The following is an 18,050-nucleotide window of genomic DNA, read 5'->3' on the forward strand; positions in this document are numbered from 1 at the left end:
ATGAACAGCCCCGAAACGGAGCGCCAGACGCCGACATGACAAAATCTTCTCTCCTGCTCGCGCTCGGCGGGCCGTGCTGGATCACGGGCATGGCGGCGTTCAGCTTGGCGCGGCTTTTCAATTTCGCTGGCCTCGTCGATTTGGTCCGCCGCAGCGGCGTCAAACGCCGCGCGGCGGCGGCGGCGCTCGCAGGCGGCGCGTCCGGAAATTCCCGGACATGACGGCGCGGCCGGCCTGAGGCAGGCTTTATCCACGTCCTCCGGCGCCGTTCGCGCCCCTTGCAGCCGGCGCATGCGTCTTGCGTCCGCCTCGCGGCGCCGGAGGGTCGGCCGTCCCGCCGCGCGCCCAAGGCGTCAAGAGGCGTTTGGGGGAGCGCCTCGCCCCTCCCGCGGCGGGACGGCCACCTCTCCAGACGGAAGGGGAAGGATTTTCGCCGCGCCGCGTTACTCAGCCGGCTGCGCCGCCGCCTCCAATCGCCGTTTCGCCTGCAGCGCGTCGAAGGCGGCCCACACGCCGTCAGGCCCATGCCATTCGCCGCGGGTGGCGGCCTTGGAGTACTCGGTCGCACGGGCCTCGAAGAAATTGGCATGCTCGACGCCGTTGAGGATGGCCGTGAGCCAGGGCAGCGGATGTTTTTCGACGCCGTACACTTTAGGCAGGTCGAGCTGGCCGAGCCGCCAGTCGGCGATGTAGCGGATATATTGCTTGATGTCCTCCGCGGTCATGCCCTCCACCGGGCCCATCTCAAAGGCGAGATCGATGAACTTGTCTTCGAGCGCCACGACCGTCTTGCAGCAGTCGACGATGTCGTCGGCGACCGCTCGCGTCACGCAGCCCGTCTCGCGCGCGAAGGCGTGATAGAGCCGGATCATCCCTTCGCAATGCAGGGACTCGTCGCGCACCGACCAGGATACGATCTGGCCCATGCCCTTCATCTTGTTGAAGCGCGGGAAGTTCATCAGCATCGCGAAGGAGGCGAAAAGCTGCAGCCCCTCGGTGAACGCGCCGAACATGGCGAGGGTGCGCGCGATGTCCTCATGCGTGTCGACGCCGAACTTCTGCATGAAGTCGTGCTTGTCGCGCATCGCCTGGTAATCGAGAAAAGCCGAGAACTCCGTTTCCGGCATGCCGATGGTCTCGAGCAGCAGCGCGTAGGCGGCGATGTGGATCGTCTCCATGTTGGAGAAGGCCGACAGCATCATCTTGATTTCCGTCGGCTTGAACACGCGCGCGTAGCGCTCCATGTAGTTGTCGTTCACCTCGACGTCGGACTGGGTGAAGAAGCGGAAGATCTGCGTGAGCAGATTGCGCTCGGCGTCCGAGAGCTTGCCCGTCCAGTCCTTGCAATCCTCCCCGAGCGGCACCTCCTCCGGCATCCAGTGGATCTGCTGCTGGCGCTTCCAGAAGTCATAGGCCCACGGGTAGCGGAACGGCTTGTAGGCGTAGGACGGCGTCAGCAGGCCGGGCGCAGAACGGGCCGCGGCGGCGATGTCGGAAGCATCGGGCATAGGGCGCTGATCCTTGCGTGATTCGAGACATCGGGAGCTGGAGGCCAAGGTTCAGGCTCGGCCCAATGGGCACAATATCCTGTAACTTTAACCGCTCCAAGCCCAACTTGCTGTATTGGGGAAGAATCCCAGACTGCGCCCGAAGCGTACGGGCGCAGCAGACGCGTCAGTCTCCCGCAACGGGCGCTCCCGGCTTGCCGTCCGCTGTGAACGCCTTGCCGAATTGCGACTTCAGGAAGCCGAAGAACCATGTTCTCCTTCGCGCCGAATCTCTTGATTCGCTCATGAGCTTTTCCTCGCTCTGCGTCGCTTAAATCCGTCTGCCATGTCCCGCCCGTCTCCGTTTCGGCTCAACCAGGCGCTTGATCTCACGCCGTGGCGGGAGAGGATGGCCGCGCGCGGCCGCGCGCAGATCCCTGACGTCCTCGAACCTGACGCGGCCAAACGGATCCTGACGAGGCTGGAGATGGCGCCGCGCTGGAATCTGGCGGCCGACTGCGCCGGCCGCCATGTCGATCTCGACGCCAAGGGCATGGAGGCCCGTCCCGCCAAAGACCGAGCGCAATTCATGGCGCTTGTGCATGAGCAGGCGCGCGACGGTTTCGGCTATCTTTTCAATAATATCCCGATCTATGACATCTATCACAATCGCAAGACGCAAAGTCATCCGCTTAACGAAGTTTACGAGCTTCTCAACAGCGCGCCAATGCTGGAGCTTGCGCGCCATGTCACCGGCTGCGATGACATCGGCTTCGCGGACGCGCAGGCGACCCGCTACCTGCCCGGACACTTTCTCACGGAACACGACGATAATGTCGCCGGCAAGAATCGTCGCGCGGCCTATGTGCTCAGTCTAACGGCGAAATGGAGACCTGATTGGGGAGGCCTCACGCTGTTCCTTGATGAACACGGATGCGTCGAGGAGGCCTTTGCGCCGAAATTCAACACGCTGAGCATTTTCCTTGTGCCGCAACGTCATGCAGTGAGCGTCGTGGCGCCCTTCGCGGGCGGAGCGCGGTATTCGATCACCGGCTGGTTCCGCGCCGGCGAGGATCCGCTTTTGCGACGGGCGTGAGCTTGCAGCGCAGGCGTTATTGTTCTCGCAAAGCCTTGGATTGAACGTCTGCGACCGGCTTTAACAGATAGGCCAGCACCGTGCGCTTGCCGTTCAGGATGTCCACTTCGGCGGCCATGCCCGGCAGAATTCTGAGCTCGCCGTCCCGCGTCGTCATGACGTTGCTGTCGGTGCGCACCTTGATCAGGTAATAGCGCTCGCCCTTTTCCTCGTCGGCGATGGCGTCGGGGCTGATATGTTCGATGCGGCCCTTGAGCGCGCCGTAGCGGGAAGAATCATAAGCCGTCAGGCGCACGCGCGCCTCCTGTCCGATGCGCAGAAAACCAATATCGGCCGGCTTGATTCGCGCCTCGACCAGCAGAGTGTCCTCCGACGGCACGATCTCGACGATGGTCTGGCCCGGCTGCACGACGCCGCCGATCGTGGAGACCAGCACGCGGTTGACCACGCCGCCGATAGGCGCCCTCACGTCGGTGCGCGCCACCCTGTCTTCGAGGGCGGGAAGGCCGCCGGACAGTTCGGCGAGTTCTGCCTTCGCCTTGGCGAGTTCGTCGGCGGCTGCGGCGGAGAAACCGCTTTCGATGCGGAGGAGTTGATTGCGCGCCTCGCCCACTTCGAGCGCGGCGCGCTCGACGGCGATCTGGGCTCGCTTGAGCTCGCTGCGCGCCGTCGCTTCCCGCTGACGGGCGCGCAGGCGCTCCATCTGCGGCTCGATGCCCTTTTCCACAAGCGCGTCCATCATCTGCGCTTCTTCGGCCGCCAGCTTCAGCGCTTCGCGCGCGTATTTCTCGGCGGCTTTCGCGTCTTCAAGCGCCTGTTCGCGCTGTGCGAGCTTGGCCTGCTCCACCTCGAGCGCGGCCGCGCGTTCGGCCCGACGCGCCGCGTAGAGCGCCTGTTCGTCGGCCGCGACGTCGGGCGCGGCGCGCGCGATGTCAGGCGGAACGACGAAAGGCCCGCCGGCGACTTCCGCTTCGAGACGGCGCACGCGGGCGGCGAGCGCATGATAGCCCTCCCGGCCTTTCAGGAACTCGGCGTTGAACTGGGTGGGATCGAGCCGGACGAGCACCTGGCCGGCTTTCACTTCATCCCCGGCGGCGACAAGAATCTCTTTGATGATGCCGCCTTCGAGATACTGCACCTCCTGAAGCTGGTTCGACGGCACGACGCGGCCCTCGCCTCTGGTGACGCGGTCGAGCTTCGCCGTCGCCGCCCATAGCAGCGCGACGACGAACAGACCGGCGATGACATAGAGCAGAATCTGCGCGGCGCGCGCCGGTTCGATCGGCAAGACTTCTTCGACGGCTAGGTCTTCCCTTTGCGTCATTTCACCGCCCTGATGCGTTCTCCAGCGAGCGCCGCCCCGATCGGCCGCGGCTCGGTCGGCGCAGGCGCCGCGCGCGCGGCTTTCGCGGCGGCCATGCTGCGGACGATCTCGTCGCGTGCGCCGTCAATGACGACGCGCCCCTGATCGAGCACGATCACGCGGTCGACGAGCCGCAGAAGCGACGTGCGGTGGGTGACGAGAAGAAGCGTGCGCCCGCGCGTGGCCCTTTCGAGCCGCGCGACAAGATGCGCCTCGGCCTGTGCGTCAAGGGCGCTTGTCGGCTCGTCGAGCAGGAGGATCGACGGCTTCGGCGCGAGCGCCCGCGCGAGAGCGATGGCCTGACGTTGACCGCCCGACAACCCCTCTCCGCGCTCGGCGAGCGTCTGATCGTAGCCGGCCTCGCTCGCGCCGACGAAATCATGAACGCCGGCGATTTTCGCCGCCGCAAGCACGTCTTCGTCGCTGATATTGTCGAGGCCGAGGGCGATGTTCTCGCGGATCGAGCCGCTGAACAGGCAGACGTCCTGGAGCACCGCCCCGACATTGGCGCGCAGGTCCGCCGGCCTGATCTGCCTGATGTCGGTGTCGTCGACGAGCACCGAGCCTTCGTTCGGTTCGTACACGCCGGTGATGAGTCGCACGATGGTGGATTTGCCCGAACCGTTGCGGCCGAGAACCGCCACTCGCTCGCCCGGTTCGATGACGAAGGAGATCTCGTCGAGGGCGCGCGCCTTGGCGCCGGGATAGACGAAGCTGACCTCGCGAAATTCGATCCTGCCGGCGAGCCTGTCGCGACGCAGATATTCGCGCCTGGGATCGGTTTCGAGCCTGGTCGCCATAAGCCGGTCGAGCGCGCGATAGGAGGCGAGCGCGCCGCTCATCCGGCCGAGCAGGCCGGCGACCTGCGCCAGCGGCGCCATCGCCCGCCCGGTCAGAATGACGCTCGCGATGAGCGCGCCGGTGGTGATCTGCCCGTCGCCGACCAGAAACACGCCGATGACGACGACGCCGACCTGCGAGATCTGCTGGGCGAAGCCGGCGAAATTCACCGCAGCCTGATTGACGAAGCGGCCGATCGTGGAGATGCGCGCCTGGCGCAGCACGCCGCGCCGCCAGCGCTCGCGCATGAGCGAGGCCGCGGCGACGCTTTTCACGGTTTCGAGGCCGGCCAGCGTTTCGATCAGCACCGCATGCTTTAGATGGCCCTCGTTCATCGCGTCGCGCGCGTGCCGCATGATGAACGGCTGAATGAGAAGCCCGGCGGCGAGCGCGGCGAGAACGCCCATCAAAGGCACCAGGGCGAGCGGCCCGCCGACCAGCGCGATCGCGCCGATGAACAGAAAGATGAAAGGCAAATCGACGACCGCGACCAGCGTCGCCGAAGAAAAGAAATCCCGAAGGTTGTCGAATTCCTTGATGAGGCCGGCGGTCGCGCCGGTCGCGCCGCGGCGCGCGTCGAGTCGCATGGCCATCAGATTGTCGAACACCCGCGCGCCCACGGTGGCGTCGAGACGCTGGCCGGCGATGTCGACGAAATAGCCGCGCAGCGACTTCAAAGCGAGATCGAAGACATGGGCGATCAGAACGCCGATCGTGAGCGCGATCAGCGACTCGACCGCCTGGTTCGGCAGCACGCGGTCATAGACCGTCATGATAAAGAAAGACGAGACAAGGCCGAGAAAGTTCACGATGGAAGCGGCGAGCACGGTCTGCCCGTACACGCCGATATTGTCGCGCAGGGGCCCGAACAGCCAGTGCGAGGTCGGCGCGAGCTCGCGCAGGAAAGATTTCCGCCGGCTCATTGAACGGCCTCGACGGCGGCGGCCGCGGCGTATTCGTCCTGCGGCGAGAAATACCGCAGCAGATCGCCCGTGTGCTCCATCATCTCGTAGGTCGCCATGTCGTAATCGGCCAGACCGATGAGATACGCCACGCCCGATTCGAAATAGTCGTTCTCCGCCTGAAGCAGGTCGATGAGCTGGCCGCGCGCGACGCGAAACCGCTCGGCGATGAGCGCGCGCGCCTGATGATTGGCTGTGACGGCGTCAGCGAGGGCGGCGAGCCGTTCCTCGGCGGCGGCGCGGCGCTCATAGGCCATGGCCGCGTCGCGCTCGATTTCCTGGCGCACGCGCTCTTGGTCGTATTTCTGCTGCCTGGCCGCCGCGCCGGCGCGCGCGATCGACGCGCCGCGGGCGCCGCCGGCGAAGATGTCGTAGTTGAGATTGACGCCGGCGCGCACGTCATAATCGTCGCCGCCGTCGATGAGATCGAATTTCGTCGCGTTGACGACGGCCCGCACTTCCGGCAGGCGGGCGGCGCGGGCGGCCTTGTATTCGGCGGTGGCGCGATCGGCGTTCGCCGCTGCGGCGGCGAGCGCCGGATTGCGCTCGACGGCAAGACGCATCGCCTCCTCGCGCGAGTCGACGGCAAGCGCGTCGAAGGATGCGCGCGTCAGCAGGCCGGGCTTCTGGCGAAAATATTCCTCGTAGCGGATTTCGGCGAAACGCAGGCTTTCGCGAATCTGCGCGACGCGCGCCTTCGCCGCCGCGAGCCGGGCCGCGGCCTGCATCACGTCGGCGCGCGAACCGGCGCCGAGCCGTTCGCGCTCCTTCACGTCGGCGAGCAGCGCCTCGTGCCGGCTGATGAACGCCTCCCCGAGCGCGACGATCGCCTGATGGGCGGCGAGATCGACATGGGCGGAAAGAACGGCGAGCGCAAGCTCGTTCACCCGTGCGCTGATCGACTCGTCGTGCTGGCGCGCCAGCGCTTTCGCGCCCTTGATTCGCTGAAAGGTCGCGCCGCCGTCGAAGAGAAGCTGCGAAACCGAAAGTCCCGCATTGAGGCGCCGCTCCGGCTGCAGCGATTCGACGACGTTGTCCGTGCCGGCGCCGAATTCGCGCGCGATCACATAGTCGCCCGTGACGCTGGCAGAAAGCCGCGGATAGAGCGCGGCGCGTTCGGCGCGTAGCTGGCTGCGCGCCTCGTCGCGCCGCGACAGCTCCAGATGAAAGGCGGGATGACGGCCCACAGCGCGACGCACCGCCGTCGCAAACGTCTCTTCGACGCCGACGTCTCGCAAAAGATAGCGCGCCGGCCCCAGCGCCTCGCCCAGCGGACCCTGAACGGCCGCCTCCGGCGATGGCGGATAGAGCGCGCCTGGCGGCGCCTCCTTCGCCGCGGACCCTTCCTGAGCGGCGACGGGCGGCGCGGCCGTCATGCACGTCGTCGCCGCCAGCATCGCCCACAGGCCCGATCGCCGCATGCCCTCACCCGGTTCGTTGGTTCATGGACGGCCCGAGCCGCCATGGTTAACTGGCGAAGCGTTAGGCCGCGGTCTTTGACAAACCATTAACTAGTTAAGCCCATATGGGCGGCGCCGCTTAATTTTCGGTCAGGCGCGCGCAAGACGCCTTAGAAGGCGGGGATGACGCCGCGGCCGATCAGCGCATTCACGCCGGCGTTGGCCGCGTAGCCGAGGACCGCGCCCAGCGCCGCGGCGAGCGCAAGCCAGCCTTCCTCGCGCCAGTTCAGCGCCCCGTATCGGCGAAGCCTGATCCAGTTGTAGACCGCCACCGGCGCTTCGGCGGTCATCAGAGCCGCCACGACGCCGACCGGACCGAGCGTGACGTAAGCGGCCGGCCCTAGGGCGGCGAACCAGATGAGACGGACGATGTTTGCGTGAAGGGTCGCCTTCACATAGCCCTTGGCGACGAGAAAACGTTCGGCCGGCGCGACCGTCAACTTCAGCAGCGGTCGAATGGCGACGATCGACAGGTAAAAGGCCGCGCCGAGATAGCGATCGTCGAACAGCAGGCGAATCACCAGCTCGCCGCCGGCGATAAGCCCGCCGAGGCCGAAGGCGAAGAACAGGAACAGCCGGCGCCGCGAGGCGTAGTAATGCCGCGCCGGGTCGTCCCCCTCGCGCCGTTCGGCCTTGGCCAGAAGCGGATACAGGATGCGCGCATTATACTGGCCCGTCACCTGCGTCGCCATCTCGGCGAGCGATACCGCGAGCATGAACAGGCCGAGCTCGGCCATCGGGAAATACCGCGCCATGAATATTTTGTCCGTCTGCATCAGAATGAGCGTGATGATGCTTGACGGAATGATGATGCGAGCGAATCGCCACATGTCGCGCGCGATTTCTTGATCGAAGGCCAGCCCGATGCGGAGCGGGTCGAACAGCCGGTAGCTGGCATAGATCCTTACAAGAACGTTGAAGTACATGCCGAGGATGATCGCCCAGTAGCTGCGCAGCCAGACGGCGGCCGCGATCGTCACGAGGACGCCGAGCACATGTTCGACGAATTCGATGAAAGAGATTCGCGGCACGCGCTGATGGCGCAGCGCCACCGTCGGCGCAAGCGAGGTCAGCGCGCCCAGAACCGGCAATCCCGCCGAGGCGGCGATGGCCGGCGCGAGCTGAGGGTCGTTGAAAAAAGATGCGAACAGGCCGGCGCCCAGCAGCAGAATGAGGGACATTACGAGACTGCGCGCCAGGCGGATTGTCCAGATGACGCTGAGAAAGCGCGGGTCCTCGCGCTTGTGGCGGACGAGATAGGCCGTGAAGCCCATATCCGAGAGCATGTTGAGCACGTAATTGACCGAGACGATCACGCCCACGACGCCGAACGCTTCCGGCGTCAGCAGACGGGTGAGGACAAGATTGCTCCCCAGACGGACGGCATTGCGCGCGCCCATGAACGAAATCATCATCGTCGCGCCATGGCGCGTCACGGCGCGCACAGGCGCCGGAAGCCGGTCGGCGATCGTCCTTATGGCGTCGCTTGCGCTCTTGCTCTCGCCGGGCTCGACCATGTCATTCCCTGGGCGCGAAGCGCGCCAGATGCTTCGGCGGGCGCCAGCCGCCGGCAGGCGGCGGCGCCTGTTGATCGCGCGCTGGCGAAGAAGAAGAAGAAGAAGAAGCGGAGGGCTCGGCCCTGGACCGCGGCTGCAGCGCGGGAGCGAGCTGCGCGTAGGCGCGCATCAGCGCCAGCATGGCGATGATGTAAGGCCAGACATAGCTCACGGCGCTCACCGTGGCGATCAACGCCAGGATCCCGAATATCGCCGCCATGAGCACGCCGCCCGCGCCGCGCCGCGATTCATAATCGGGCGCGCCGCGCGCGTTGCGGTCGAGCGCGCCGGCGCCGGCGGCGATCAGGCGCAGGATCGCCGCGAGAAATATCAATAGTCCCGTCAACCCGTAATGCACGCCGATCTGAAGGTAGGTATTGACGAAATCAACGATGCCCTGCCCCTGAACGAGATGGGCGAATTCCGGCCGCGCGGCGGCGTTGACCGCGCCGAACAGCGGGTTGTTGACGATGAAGCGAATGCCCGTCGTCATCAGCTCGGCGCGATAGTCGAAAGACCCATACGGGTCGATGCGCGAGAAATCGATTTGGTCGACGACAATAGGAATCGCGATCGCCGCCAGCGCCGCTCCCGTCAGGTAAAGACGGCGCATGGACGACCCAAGTCTTGAGAAAACGAGATAGGTCGAAACGCTCGCGAACGCCGCTAGCCAGGCGCCGCGCGATCCGCTCAGATAGCAGACGGCGGCGAAGATTACGCAGTACGCGGCCATTCTGATGAGACCGATCAGCCGCCGACGGCGCAGTTCGAGCGCGATGATGATGCCGACGGCCATCATGTAGCCGAGCAGGCCCGTCATCAGCGTGCTGCTGATGCGCAGATAACCGCCGCGCGTGTCGGCGAAGGCGGCGAGCGAGCGATGCTCAAGCAGAATGGTGTAAAAATTCCAGCTTTTCCAGGCGGACACGAGGCCGAGCATGCACAGGATGAGCGCGCTGACGAACACCGCCCTTATCGCCCGGTCGACCTCCTCAGCCGTCCTGAGATTGCGGCTGATGGCGAAGAAGGGAACCAGAAACAACAACGCGCCGTCGATGAACTCCCTGACGACGCTTGTCACCGGCAGGAAGCGGATGGTGAGCGCGCTGGTCAGCAGATAATAGCCGATGATGAGCCAGTCTGCCGCGCGCCCGCGCCGCTCGCCCGCCCTGAAAAAGGACATGACGAAAAGCGGGGCTAGCACGATTATGGCGGCGAGCTTCGCGTGATTGAGATCGATGAGATAATTGATGCCGGGAAATGGCACATGGGTCGCATGATAGACTGGCAGCGCCGGAAAAGTCGCGAGATAGTAGCACACGCGTTCGGCAGGCTTCATCGGCGCCAGCAGCATGACGGCCACGGCGAGAAGAGCGAAGCCATGCAGATTGTTCGGGATGAGGAACGCAACGAGGCTCGCCGCCAGCCAGCCGAGAAAGATCCGCTCGAAGCCCGCGAACGCGGGCCCCATCGGTTTGGCGAGATACGCCGCGCCGATAGCGAAACAGGCGAAAGCCAAACCGGCGATCAGGGGACCCAGACCCATATCTTCCTCATGCCGACCGCGCGGCGGCTGGCGTCATTGCCGCGCCCGCCCCGCCTGGACGCGCGCATAAAACGCCAGCGTATCATCGACGATCCGATCGAGAGAGAGAAGCCGCTCCGCGGCCGCGCGCCCCGCGGCGGCGACGCGCCGGCGCAAATTCGCGTCCTCGACAAGGCGCCCGACCTGTGCGGCGACGCCTTCGGCGTCTTCGATGTCTGCGAGCAGGATCTCTTCCCCGTCGACGAGCTCCTCCGCCGCGCCATAGGTGCGCGAGGCGACGACGGGGCAGCCGACCGCGAGCGCTTCTGCGACCGTATAGGCGAAGCATTCTAGCCGCGATGTCGAAACATAAGCGACGCACTCGCGCATCAACGCCTCGACTTCGGCGCGCGGAATCCGTCCGCGGAAATCTATCCGGGCGCGCAGACCGGCGCCGTATCGTGTGCGCACATACTCTTCAAAGCCGGCTGAAGCCCCGCCGGCCAGCGGCAGCCCGCGATCATCTCCGGCCATGACGAGGCGAAGCTCCGGATATTTGACCGCCAGCCGCGCGAACGCTTCAAGCGCGATATCGGCGCCTTTCGTCTCGTCGAACCGGCCGACGAATAACAGCATATTCCCGTCATGATCGTCGGCCCGCCACCGAAGCGCCGCCGGGGGAATCGCGATCGGATTCGGGATCGTCGCGGCGTGTCGCGGCCGCAGGCCGTAATGCGAAATCGCATCGCGCAGCACGCCGCGCGAGGGACAGGTGATCGCGTCGATCTTTTTCAGCGAGCGGCCCTCCGCCGCTATCCGACCGCGCTGGGCGAGGCTGGGCGCGCTGGCGCTCGTGCGAAAAGCCGGTCCGTGCAGGCGGGTCACGACGGGGAAATCGACCGCCTCCTGCACGGCGCCGGCGAGGCCGTGGGTCTCCTCCATTTCCAGAATGTCGAGGCCGACCTCCTCGTGCAGGCGGCGCACGGTCTTGCCCAACGCGACGCCGGCTCGCAGAAAGCTCATGCGCTTTCCTTGCGTAAACTGCGCGGCGCGCGCGGCGATCGCCGTGCGAAGCCGATCGGCGCGGGTCAGAAGGCTCCAGTCCGTGCGGATGATCTCCTGCGTCGTCTCGCCCTTGTAATAGGCCGGCAGGATGATGAAACAGCGGTGGCCGCGCGCGCGCAGCGCGTCGACCATGGTTTCCACATAGGTCGCGATGCCGTTCTGCGCTGTAGCCGCCGGCCAGCCCGGCGCGTAAAAGGCCAAGTTCATTCCGTCCCCCGGAAATGCGGCCGTCGACGGCCCCAGTACGCCTGCGGCTTGCGTTTCGCCGCTCTGCATACGCGAGCCGCCCGTCAAGGGCAAAGCGGCGTTTCGACCACGAGCGGGCGGTCTCCGGCGCGGCGAACGACGCCGGGCGAACGCGCGCTCATGCAGTCTTCATGCCCTTTCGCCCTCATTCATCCCTTGCCGCGCCCGCGGGCTGTTAACCATTCGCCCGCCTTGCCGGACGGCGCGGGCCGCGCCAAGAAGGCCGGACGACCGCCGCCGCGTCGCCATGCGCGCCCTGCTGATCCTGATCTTGATTTTTCTTCTGACGGCCTTCGCCGTTTACGGATTGATGTCCTTCGCCTGGAAGGCGCTGGGCTGAAACAGGATCGGCGCGGCGTATGAAATGATCTGGATAAACCGCAGGGCGAGCAACTGACGATCGAGCACTAGCGAGAGCGCCGAAAGGTTGGACGACATTCCCTAAACAACAGCGGCCATCTTGCGAGACAAGCCAGGACAGCAAGGGGGATGAAGGCCGGCATCAGCGCCTGTTCCTTATCTTTGCAGTCGCTCGCGTGACGTCGCGAGCGTCTGTCGCGCCGCGACTACGCGATTTCGCTCCAGGCAATTCCATCTTCCGTAGTCTTCGTAAACCGGGTCAGACGGAAGGCTCTGAAATCGCTCAGCTCCTTTTCATGCGACCTTTGCGGGCCCTCCGGAAAAGGCGGACGATTCTTAACGATCTATTTCGTCTCGACCTCCTCATTTGCGGATGGAGGGCAGCCGCCTTTTCGGGCTAGCTTGCCGATCGGTCAGGCCGTTCCGCGCGATGGATGCTGCGCCGCTTCGGCCGGCGGTCGGGAGCGTCAGCGTCACTCCCCCAACCGTTGACTCTTGACCGCGCCGGCCGGGGGCTCCCGATCAGCGTCGGGAGCCCCCGCTTTGTTTGCGGCGAGACCGGGGGCGCGAAGCCTGTCGAGGGCGCGTCTCGCCTCCCCAAATGAGGAAGGTCCCGCTTCATGTCGGCTTAATCGGCGGGCGATTATGAATCCCCGTCAGCACGAAGCGTGGGACGACGAGCGATGACGGGCGAAGCGACGATTCCGATCGAAATTCTCGCCGAGATGGTCGAGAGTGTGAACGACGCAATCATCATAACGTCAGCAGACGGAGTCGACGCGCCGGAGCCGCGGATCCTCTATGTGAACCCGGCCTTCACCGCCATCACCGGCTACAGCGCCGCCGAAGCGATCGGGCGCTCGCCGCGCATGCTGCAAGGGCCGGGAACGGACCGGGACGCGCTCGATCGCATCAGAACGGCGCTGAGCGAGCGGCGCGAATGCCGCGAGGAGATCCTCAATTACGGCAAGGACGGCTACGCCTATTGGCTCGACATCCACATCGTTCCCATTTTCGACGCCCACGGCGCGCTGAAGTACTTCGCCGCGATCGAGCGCGACGTGACGGCGCGACGCATGCGGACCGAAGAGCTCGAGCGGCAGGCCCGGCAGGATCCGCTGACCGGACTCGCCAATCGCGCCGCATTGCGCGAAATGCTGAACGCCCTCGCCTGCGCCGGCGCGGCGGGTCCGCAGCGGAACGTTCTTCTTCTGCTCGATCTCGACGATTTCAAGCAGGTCAACGACGTTTGGGGACATGCGGCCGGCGACGCTTTGCTGCAGCGTTGCGCGGCGCTGATCACGGCCTGTCTCGGCCCGGATGATTTCGCCGCGCGCCTCGGCGGCGACGAATTCGCGGTGCTATGCCGGGGGTCCTGTCCGGCCCGTGCTCGCGCGCTGGCCCGGCGGATCATTCGCGCCGTGAAAGGCTTGAGGACATCTGGCGGGGCCCGCGCTGGCGTCGGGGCGAGCGCCGGCGCGGCCGAATTCGCATCCGGCGAGGAGATGGCCTGCATCCTCGCCCGGGCCGATCAGGCGCTTTACGAGGCGAAACGGGCCGGCAAGGGCGCGGCGCGCCTGTACGCCCGACGGCGCGCCGCCTGACGGTCCCGCCGGCCGCGCGCGCCGGCGCCCGTCACTTCTCGCCCGGATCGCCCGCACGGGCGCCGGACGCGAGCGCCATGCGGACCTTTCGGGCGAGCTCCTCGCGGCGGAACGGCTTGCTGATGAAGTTCACCCCCGCGTCGAGCCGGCCGTGATGGACGATCGCGTTCTCCGTATAGCCCGACGTATAGAGCGCTTTGATCTCCGGGCGCAGCTTCCCGATCTCGCGCGCGAGTTCGCGCCCGTTCATGCCGCCCGGCATGACGATGTCCGTCAACAGAAGATCGATGTCGGACACCTGGCGCACGATTTCGAGCGCTTCGCGGGCGTTGCGCGCCTCGATGACCTTATAGCCGAGCGTGCGCAGCTGGGAGAGTATGTGGCCGCGCACGAGATCGTCATCCTCCACGAGGAGGATCCGCTCGTCGCCGCCGCTTGCGCTCGAGCCGGCCCTGCCGGCGGCCGCCTCCCCGTCGAGCGCGTAGGCTCTCGGCAGATAGATCTTGATCGTCGCGCCCTGCCCCTCCTCAGAGTAGATTTTGACATGCCCGTTCGACTGCTTGACGAAGCCGAACACCATGCTGAGACCGAGCCCGCTTCCCTTGTTCGGATCTTTCGTCGTGAAGAACGGCTCGAACGCCCGCGCGCGCACGTTCGCGCTCATGCCGACGCCGGTGTCGGACACGGCGAGCATCACATATTGCCCGGGCTTCACGTCTTCTTCCGTATCCGCATAATCCTGACTCAGATATGTGTTCGCAAGCTCGATAGTGAGTCTGCCGCCGTCCGGCATGGCGTCGCGCGCGTTCAGGCACAGGTTGAGGACGGCGCTTTCAAGCTGCGCGGCGTCCACGAGCGCCGGCCACAGGCCGGCGCCGCGCACCACTTCGATCTCGATATGCTCGCCCAATGTCCGCCGCAGCAGCGCATCCATGTCCGCCACAAGGCGGTTAAGATCGACAGGGGCCGGATCGAGCGGCTGCTTGCGCGCGAAAGCAAGAAGCCGGTTCGTGAGTTCCGCCCCGCGTTCGGCCGCGGTCCGGGTCAATTCGGCGAGCGGCCGGCGCGCCTCATCATCGGCGAGTTCGACGGCGAGCGTCTCGGCGTTGCCGAGAATGACCGTGAGCAGATTGTTGAAGTCATGGGCGATTCCGCCGGTGAGCTGGCCGATGGCTTCGAGGCGCTGGGAGCGGCGCATGCGTTCTTCCAGCTCATGGCGCTGCAAAACCGCGCCCGCGGATTGGGCGAACAGCGTCAAGGCCTGGGCGTCCGCTTCGGCGAAGGCGCCCGGCTTGCAGGCGTAGGCCTCCAGCACGCCGGCGGGACGGTCGGCGCCTGGAAGCACCGCCGCGATCACGGATCGCGCGCCGATCGCGCGCGCCGCGTCGCGATCGACGCGGGCGTCGGATTCCGCATCGTCGCTCACCAGCGTTCGCCCGGTCTCGAGCGCCTTGCCCGCCAGGCTTTCAGCGATCCACGAGACGCGCCCCGACGACGCCGCCGCAGAGCCCGCCGCCGCCGCATAAACCAGTGACTGTTCGCGCATCGTCGCCAGCGCCGCGCCGTCGCAGCCGAGCAGCGCGATGACGGACGCCACGATCCGCTCGAGGATGTCGTCCCCGTTTTCCGCCGTCGAGCGCGTGAGATCCTGCAGGATCGAGATTTGCCTGGCGAGGCGTTCGGCGTTTTCATGCAGGGCCTCGCGGGCGCGTTCGCGCTCCGTCACGTCGCTCATGCCGCCGACGAAGCGCGCCGGCTCGCCGTCGTCGTCGAGAATCAGATACCCGCGATCCTCGACGATCCGCACCTCGCTTTTTGCGTCAAGATACCGGTAGGTGTCCTGCCAGAACACGCGCCGGCGTTCAATGGCGTCATGAATCTTCGCAAGAACGCGATCCTTGTCTTCCGGGTGGAGATGATCCGTCCACGATTCGACCGGGCTGGGTTCGTCCGTGACGGGATGGCCGAATCTCGTTTCGAATCCTTCGCTCCACCAGACCGCGCCGTCTTTGAGATTCCAATCCCAGATGACGTCAGCCGTAGCGTTGGCGACCGCGCGGAAGCGCGCCTCGCTCTGGCGCAGCGCGGCGGAGGCCCGCACCCTCTCAGTGATGTCCCGCTCCACGGCGACGAAATGCGTGACCTCGCCGTTCGCGCCGGCGACGGGGGCGATATCGAGCTCGAGCCAGATCTCTTCGCCCGACTTCGTGTAATTGATCAACTCGCCGCGAAACGGCTGACGCGCGACGAGCGCGGCGCGCAGCCGATCGAGTTCTTTACGTTGCGTGCCCGGCCCTTGCAGAAATCGCGGACTCGCGCCGATCACTTCCTCGGGCGCGTAGCCGGTGCGCCGCGCGAAGGCGTCGTTGACGAAGACGATGCGCGGCCCCGGCTCGTCAAGCGGTTCGGCTTCCGTGATCAGAACGAGATCGTTCGTGCGGGCTATGCTCGCTTCAAGCAGGCGCATCTGCGCTTCGGCGGCGCGTTCCTTCGTGACGTCCCGGAAATAGACGGCAAGCCCTTCGGCGGACGGATAGGCGCTGATGTCGAACCAGGCGTCCCATTCCTCATAATTGAAGACGAAACGCTCCGGCTTCTTTCGACGCCGCGCGCGCTTGAAGCGTGCGGCGACTTCGCTGCCAGAGAGGTCGGGGAATTCATCCCACAACCGACGGCCGATCAGATCTTCCCGGCTGCGCTGGATGATCGCTTCGGCCGCGCTGTTGATGAAGGTGAAGCGCCAATCCTCGTCGAGCGCGTAGAAGCCGTCGCTGATGCTTTCAAGCGTCGCCTCAAGCCGCTCGGCGTAGCGGCGGGCGCGTTCTTCGGCCGCCCAGCGATCATGGTCGTCGACCGCCGCGCCGAACCATTTCGTGACGGCGTCGCCGAATTCCCGCACCGGCGTGGCCGTTACGCTGTGCCAGCGATAGGCGCCGTCGGCGCGGCGAATGCGGAACTCTATCGCATAGAACTCGCCGGTTCCGACCGCTTCGGCCCACGCCTCCCGGCAACGCGCCTGATCTTCGGGGTGGACGACGTCGATCCAGCGCGACAGGTCGAATTCTTCGGGGCTTGAACCGATATAGCGGTAAAAGGCCGCGTTCGCGTAATCCACCGCACCGTCCGGATCGGCGGTCCATACGATCTGGGGCATGGATTCGGCGAGGCGGCGGAAGCGCAGCCGGCTCGCCTCAAGCGTGCGCTCCGCTTCCTTTTGCCCGGTGATGTCCTGAAACGCTCCCTGCACATGGGTGATGCGTCCCTGCGCGTCCCGCACCGCCCGGCCGATCGAGCGCACCCAGACGCGCCGCCCTTTGCCGGTGACGATTTGCAGCTCTTCGTCATAAGGCTCGCCTTTTCGGGCGCAGGCGTCGAAAAGCTGGCGAATGCGCCCGCGATATTCGGGCGCATAAAAGGCGATGCCCTGTTCGACCGTCACTCTGGATCCGGGCGGCATGTCGTGGATGCGGCAGACTTCGTCGGACCATTCGACGATCGAGGTCGCCAGATCGATTCGCCAGCCGCCGATATGCGCCGTCTCCTCGGCGATCCTCAGAAGCGTTTCGCTCTGCCGGATTCGGTCTTCCGCCGCCGCCTGCCTCGTCACGTCGGTCACGACGCCGACGCGCCTGATCGGCGCGCCCGCCTCGTCGAACCTGACCTCGCCGCGCTCGTAAACGAGGCGGATCGAGCCGTCGGGGCGCAGGATGCGATAGCTGACGTCGAGCGGCGCCTCTCGCGCGTCGGCGGCGGCCTGGGCCGCCCGCAACCGATCCCGGTCTTCCGGATGGACCCGCTTGAACAGCGCCTTGATGCCGCCTTCGAACGCGTCGGGGCTGACGCCGAAGATCCTGAGCGCGCCTTCGGACCAGACGAGTCGATCGGCGCGGATATCGTACTCCCAGCTGCCCATGCGGGCGATGTTTTCGGCGATCGTGAAAAGGCTTTTCTGCAGTTCGAGGTGATCGAGGAGGCTCTCTCGTTCGGTCACGTCGCGAGAGAGAACAAGGCGCGCGTCGACCCCGCCAAAGCGTACGTCCGTGGAGACCACCTCGACCTGAAGCACGCGGCCGTCCGCCGCCAGATGGCGCCACCGGCCCGCCGGGAAGTAGGACGGCCTGGGCTTGGCCAGGAACCGGACGAGGCGGTCGCGGTCTTCCGCCGGCCGGATGTCCTTGATGGTCATGGCGAGGAACTGCTCGCGCGCGTAGCCGTAGCGCGCGAGCGCGGCGGTGTTCACGGCGAGGAAGCGCAGCGATGAGGCGTCGTAAATCCACGCAGGTTCAGGAATGAGCTCGATGAGTCTCTCGAGGACGTCCGCATCCGGCGCCGCCATGAAATCGTCGTCCCCCATCGTGAGCCGGCCTTTCTGCCCGGGTCCGCCGGGCGCGCGACTTGGCTGCGTTCGGCGGGCGCGATTCCGGCATTGCTAAACGCGCGCCGGGGATGGTCAAGTGCCGAATGCGGTTCATCCTTTTTCGTTGGA

The 18,050-nt window shown here is 65.9% G+C and carries 12 protein-coding genes; 3 read left to right on the forward strand and 9 right to left on the reverse strand.

Annotation, left to right across the window (positions count from 1 at the left end):
• The first annotated feature begins 35 nt into the window (after positions 1-35).
• Complete coding sequence (locus tag CHB64_RS09970) at positions 36-221, forward strand: hypothetical protein (RefSeq protein WP_089412481.1); 186 nt, start codon at positions 36-38, stop codon at positions 219-221.
• A gap of 222 nt (positions 222-443) precedes the next feature.
• On the opposite strand, the gene CHB64_RS09975 is transcribed toward CHB64_RS09970, so the two are convergent.
• A complete protein-coding gene (locus CHB64_RS09975; protein WP_089412482.1) occupies positions 444-1,508 on the reverse strand; it encodes a ribonucleotide-diphosphate reductase subunit beta in 1,065 nt (354 codons plus the stop codon).
• A gap of 388 nt (positions 1,509-1,896) precedes the next feature.
• Between CHB64_RS09975 and CHB64_RS09980 the strand changes: the two genes are divergently transcribed.
• Positions 1,897-2,583, forward strand: coding sequence for a 2OG-Fe(II) oxygenase (locus CHB64_RS09980; RefSeq protein WP_159462471.1), 687 nt, complete (start codon positions 1,897-1,899; stop codon positions 2,581-2,583).
• A gap of 16 nt (positions 2,584-2,599) precedes the next feature.
• On the opposite strand, the gene CHB64_RS09985 is transcribed toward CHB64_RS09980, so the two are convergent.
• The 7 genes from CHB64_RS09985 to CHB64_RS15265 all read right to left on the reverse strand — a co-directional run bounded on the left by CHB64_RS09985 (position 2,600) and on the right by CHB64_RS15265 (position 12,038).
• Positions 2,600-3,907 (reverse strand): HlyD family type I secretion periplasmic adaptor subunit, encoded by a 1,308-nt coding sequence (locus CHB64_RS09985; RefSeq protein ID WP_089412484.1) that lies wholly within the window; start codon positions 3,905-3,907, stop codon positions 2,600-2,602.
• Complete coding sequence (locus CHB64_RS09990) at positions 3,904-5,709, reverse strand: type I secretion system permease/ATPase (RefSeq protein ID WP_089412485.1); 1,806 nt, start codon at positions 5,707-5,709, stop codon at positions 3,904-3,906. Before CHB64_RS09990 ends, CHB64_RS09985 begins: the two co-directional genes overlap by 4 nt.
• Positions 5,706-7,169 carry a TolC family protein gene (locus tag CHB64_RS09995; protein WP_089412486.1) on the reverse strand — a complete coding sequence of 488 codons (1,464 nt, stop codon included), beginning with the start codon at positions 7,167-7,169 and terminating at the stop codon, positions 5,706-5,708. Before CHB64_RS09995 ends, CHB64_RS09990 begins: the two co-directional genes overlap by 4 nt.
• 149 nt (positions 7,170-7,318) lie before the next feature.
• Positions 7,319-8,725, reverse strand: coding sequence for an oligosaccharide flippase family protein (locus CHB64_RS10000; protein WP_089412487.1), 1,407 nt, complete (start codon positions 8,723-8,725; stop codon positions 7,319-7,321).
• A 1-nt stretch (position 8,726) separates the two neighbouring features.
• Positions 8,727-10,310, reverse strand: a complete 1,584-nt coding sequence (locus tag CHB64_RS10005; RefSeq protein WP_089412488.1) for an O-antigen ligase family protein — start codon at positions 10,308-10,310, stop codon at positions 8,727-8,729.
• Positions 10,311-10,343: 33 nt separating this feature from the next.
• The gene (locus CHB64_RS10010) at positions 10,344-11,561 is read right to left on the reverse strand and encodes a glycosyltransferase family 4 protein (RefSeq protein WP_159462472.1); all 1,218 of its coding nucleotides are present in this window, start codon (positions 11,559-11,561) and stop codon (positions 10,344-10,346) included.
• A gap of 339 nt (positions 11,562-11,900) precedes the next feature.
• On the reverse strand, positions 11,901-12,038 hold the full coding sequence (locus CHB64_RS15265; RefSeq protein WP_159462473.1) for a hypothetical protein: 138 nt from the start codon (positions 12,036-12,038) through the stop codon (positions 11,901-11,903).
• Positions 12,039-12,643: 605 nt separating this feature from the next.
• Here CHB64_RS15265 and CHB64_RS10015 point away from each other — a divergent pair.
• A complete protein-coding gene (locus CHB64_RS10015) occupies positions 12,644-13,564 on the forward strand; it encodes a sensor domain-containing diguanylate cyclase (protein ID WP_089412490.1) in 921 nt (306 codons plus the stop codon).
• A 31-nt stretch (positions 13,565-13,595) separates the two neighbouring features.
• On the opposite strand, the gene CHB64_RS10020 is transcribed toward CHB64_RS10015, so the two are convergent.
• A complete protein-coding gene (locus CHB64_RS10020; protein WP_089412491.1) occupies positions 13,596-17,918 on the reverse strand; it encodes a PAS domain S-box protein in 4,323 nt (1,440 codons plus the stop codon).
• Positions 17,919-18,050: the final 132 nt, after the last annotated feature.

The sequence above is a fragment of the Amphiplicatus metriothermophilus genome (genome assembly GCF_900199215.1).
Lineage (GTDB): Bacteria > Pseudomonadota > Alphaproteobacteria > Caulobacterales > Parvularculaceae > Amphiplicatus > Amphiplicatus metriothermophilus.

Excerpts from the sequence above, each read along its gene's own strand:
- CHB64_RS09990 (WP_089412485.1), bottom strand. The coding sequence starts at position 5,709 with ATGAGCCGGCGGAAATCTTTCCTGCGCGAGCTCGCGCCGACCTCGCAC.
- CHB64_RS09975 (WP_089412482.1), bottom strand. The coding sequence starts at position 1,508 with ATGCCCGATGCTTCCGACATCGCCGCCGCGGCCCGTTCTGCGCCCGGC.
- CHB64_RS10005 (WP_089412488.1), bottom strand. The coding sequence starts at position 10,310 with ATGGGTCTGGGTCCCCTGATCGCCGGTTTGGCTTTCGCCTGTTTCGCT.
- CHB64_RS10020 (WP_089412491.1), bottom strand. The coding sequence starts at position 17,918 with ATGGGGGACGACGATTTCATGGCGGCGCCGGATGCGGACGTCCTCGAG.
- CHB64_RS09980 (WP_159462471.1), top strand. The coding sequence starts at position 1,897 with ATGGCCGCGCGCGGCCGCGCGCAGATCCCTGACGTCCTCGAACCTGAC.
- CHB64_RS10015 (WP_089412490.1), top strand. The coding sequence starts at position 12,644 with ATGACGGGCGAAGCGACGATTCCGATCGAAATTCTCGCCGAGATGGTC.
- CHB64_RS10000 (WP_089412487.1), bottom strand. The coding sequence starts at position 8,725 with ATGGTCGAGCCCGGCGAGAGCAAGAGCGCAAGCGACGCCATAAGGACG.
- CHB64_RS09995 (WP_089412486.1), bottom strand. The coding sequence starts at position 7,169 with ATGCGGCGATCGGGCCTGTGGGCGATGCTGGCGGCGACGACGTGCATG.
- CHB64_RS10010 (WP_159462472.1), bottom strand. The coding sequence starts at position 11,561 with ATGAACTTGGCCTTTTACGCGCCGGGCTGGCCGGCGGCTACAGCGCAG.
- CHB64_RS09970 (WP_089412481.1), top strand. The coding sequence starts at position 36 with ATGACAAAATCTTCTCTCCTGCTCGCGCTCGGCGGGCCGTGCTGGATC.
- CHB64_RS15265 (WP_159462473.1), bottom strand. The coding sequence starts at position 12,038 with ATGTCGTCCAACCTTTCGGCGCTCTCGCTAGTGCTCGATCGTCAGTTG.
- CHB64_RS09985 (WP_089412484.1), bottom strand. The coding sequence starts at position 3,907 with ATGACGCAAAGGGAAGACCTAGCCGTCGAAGAAGTCTTGCCGATCGAA.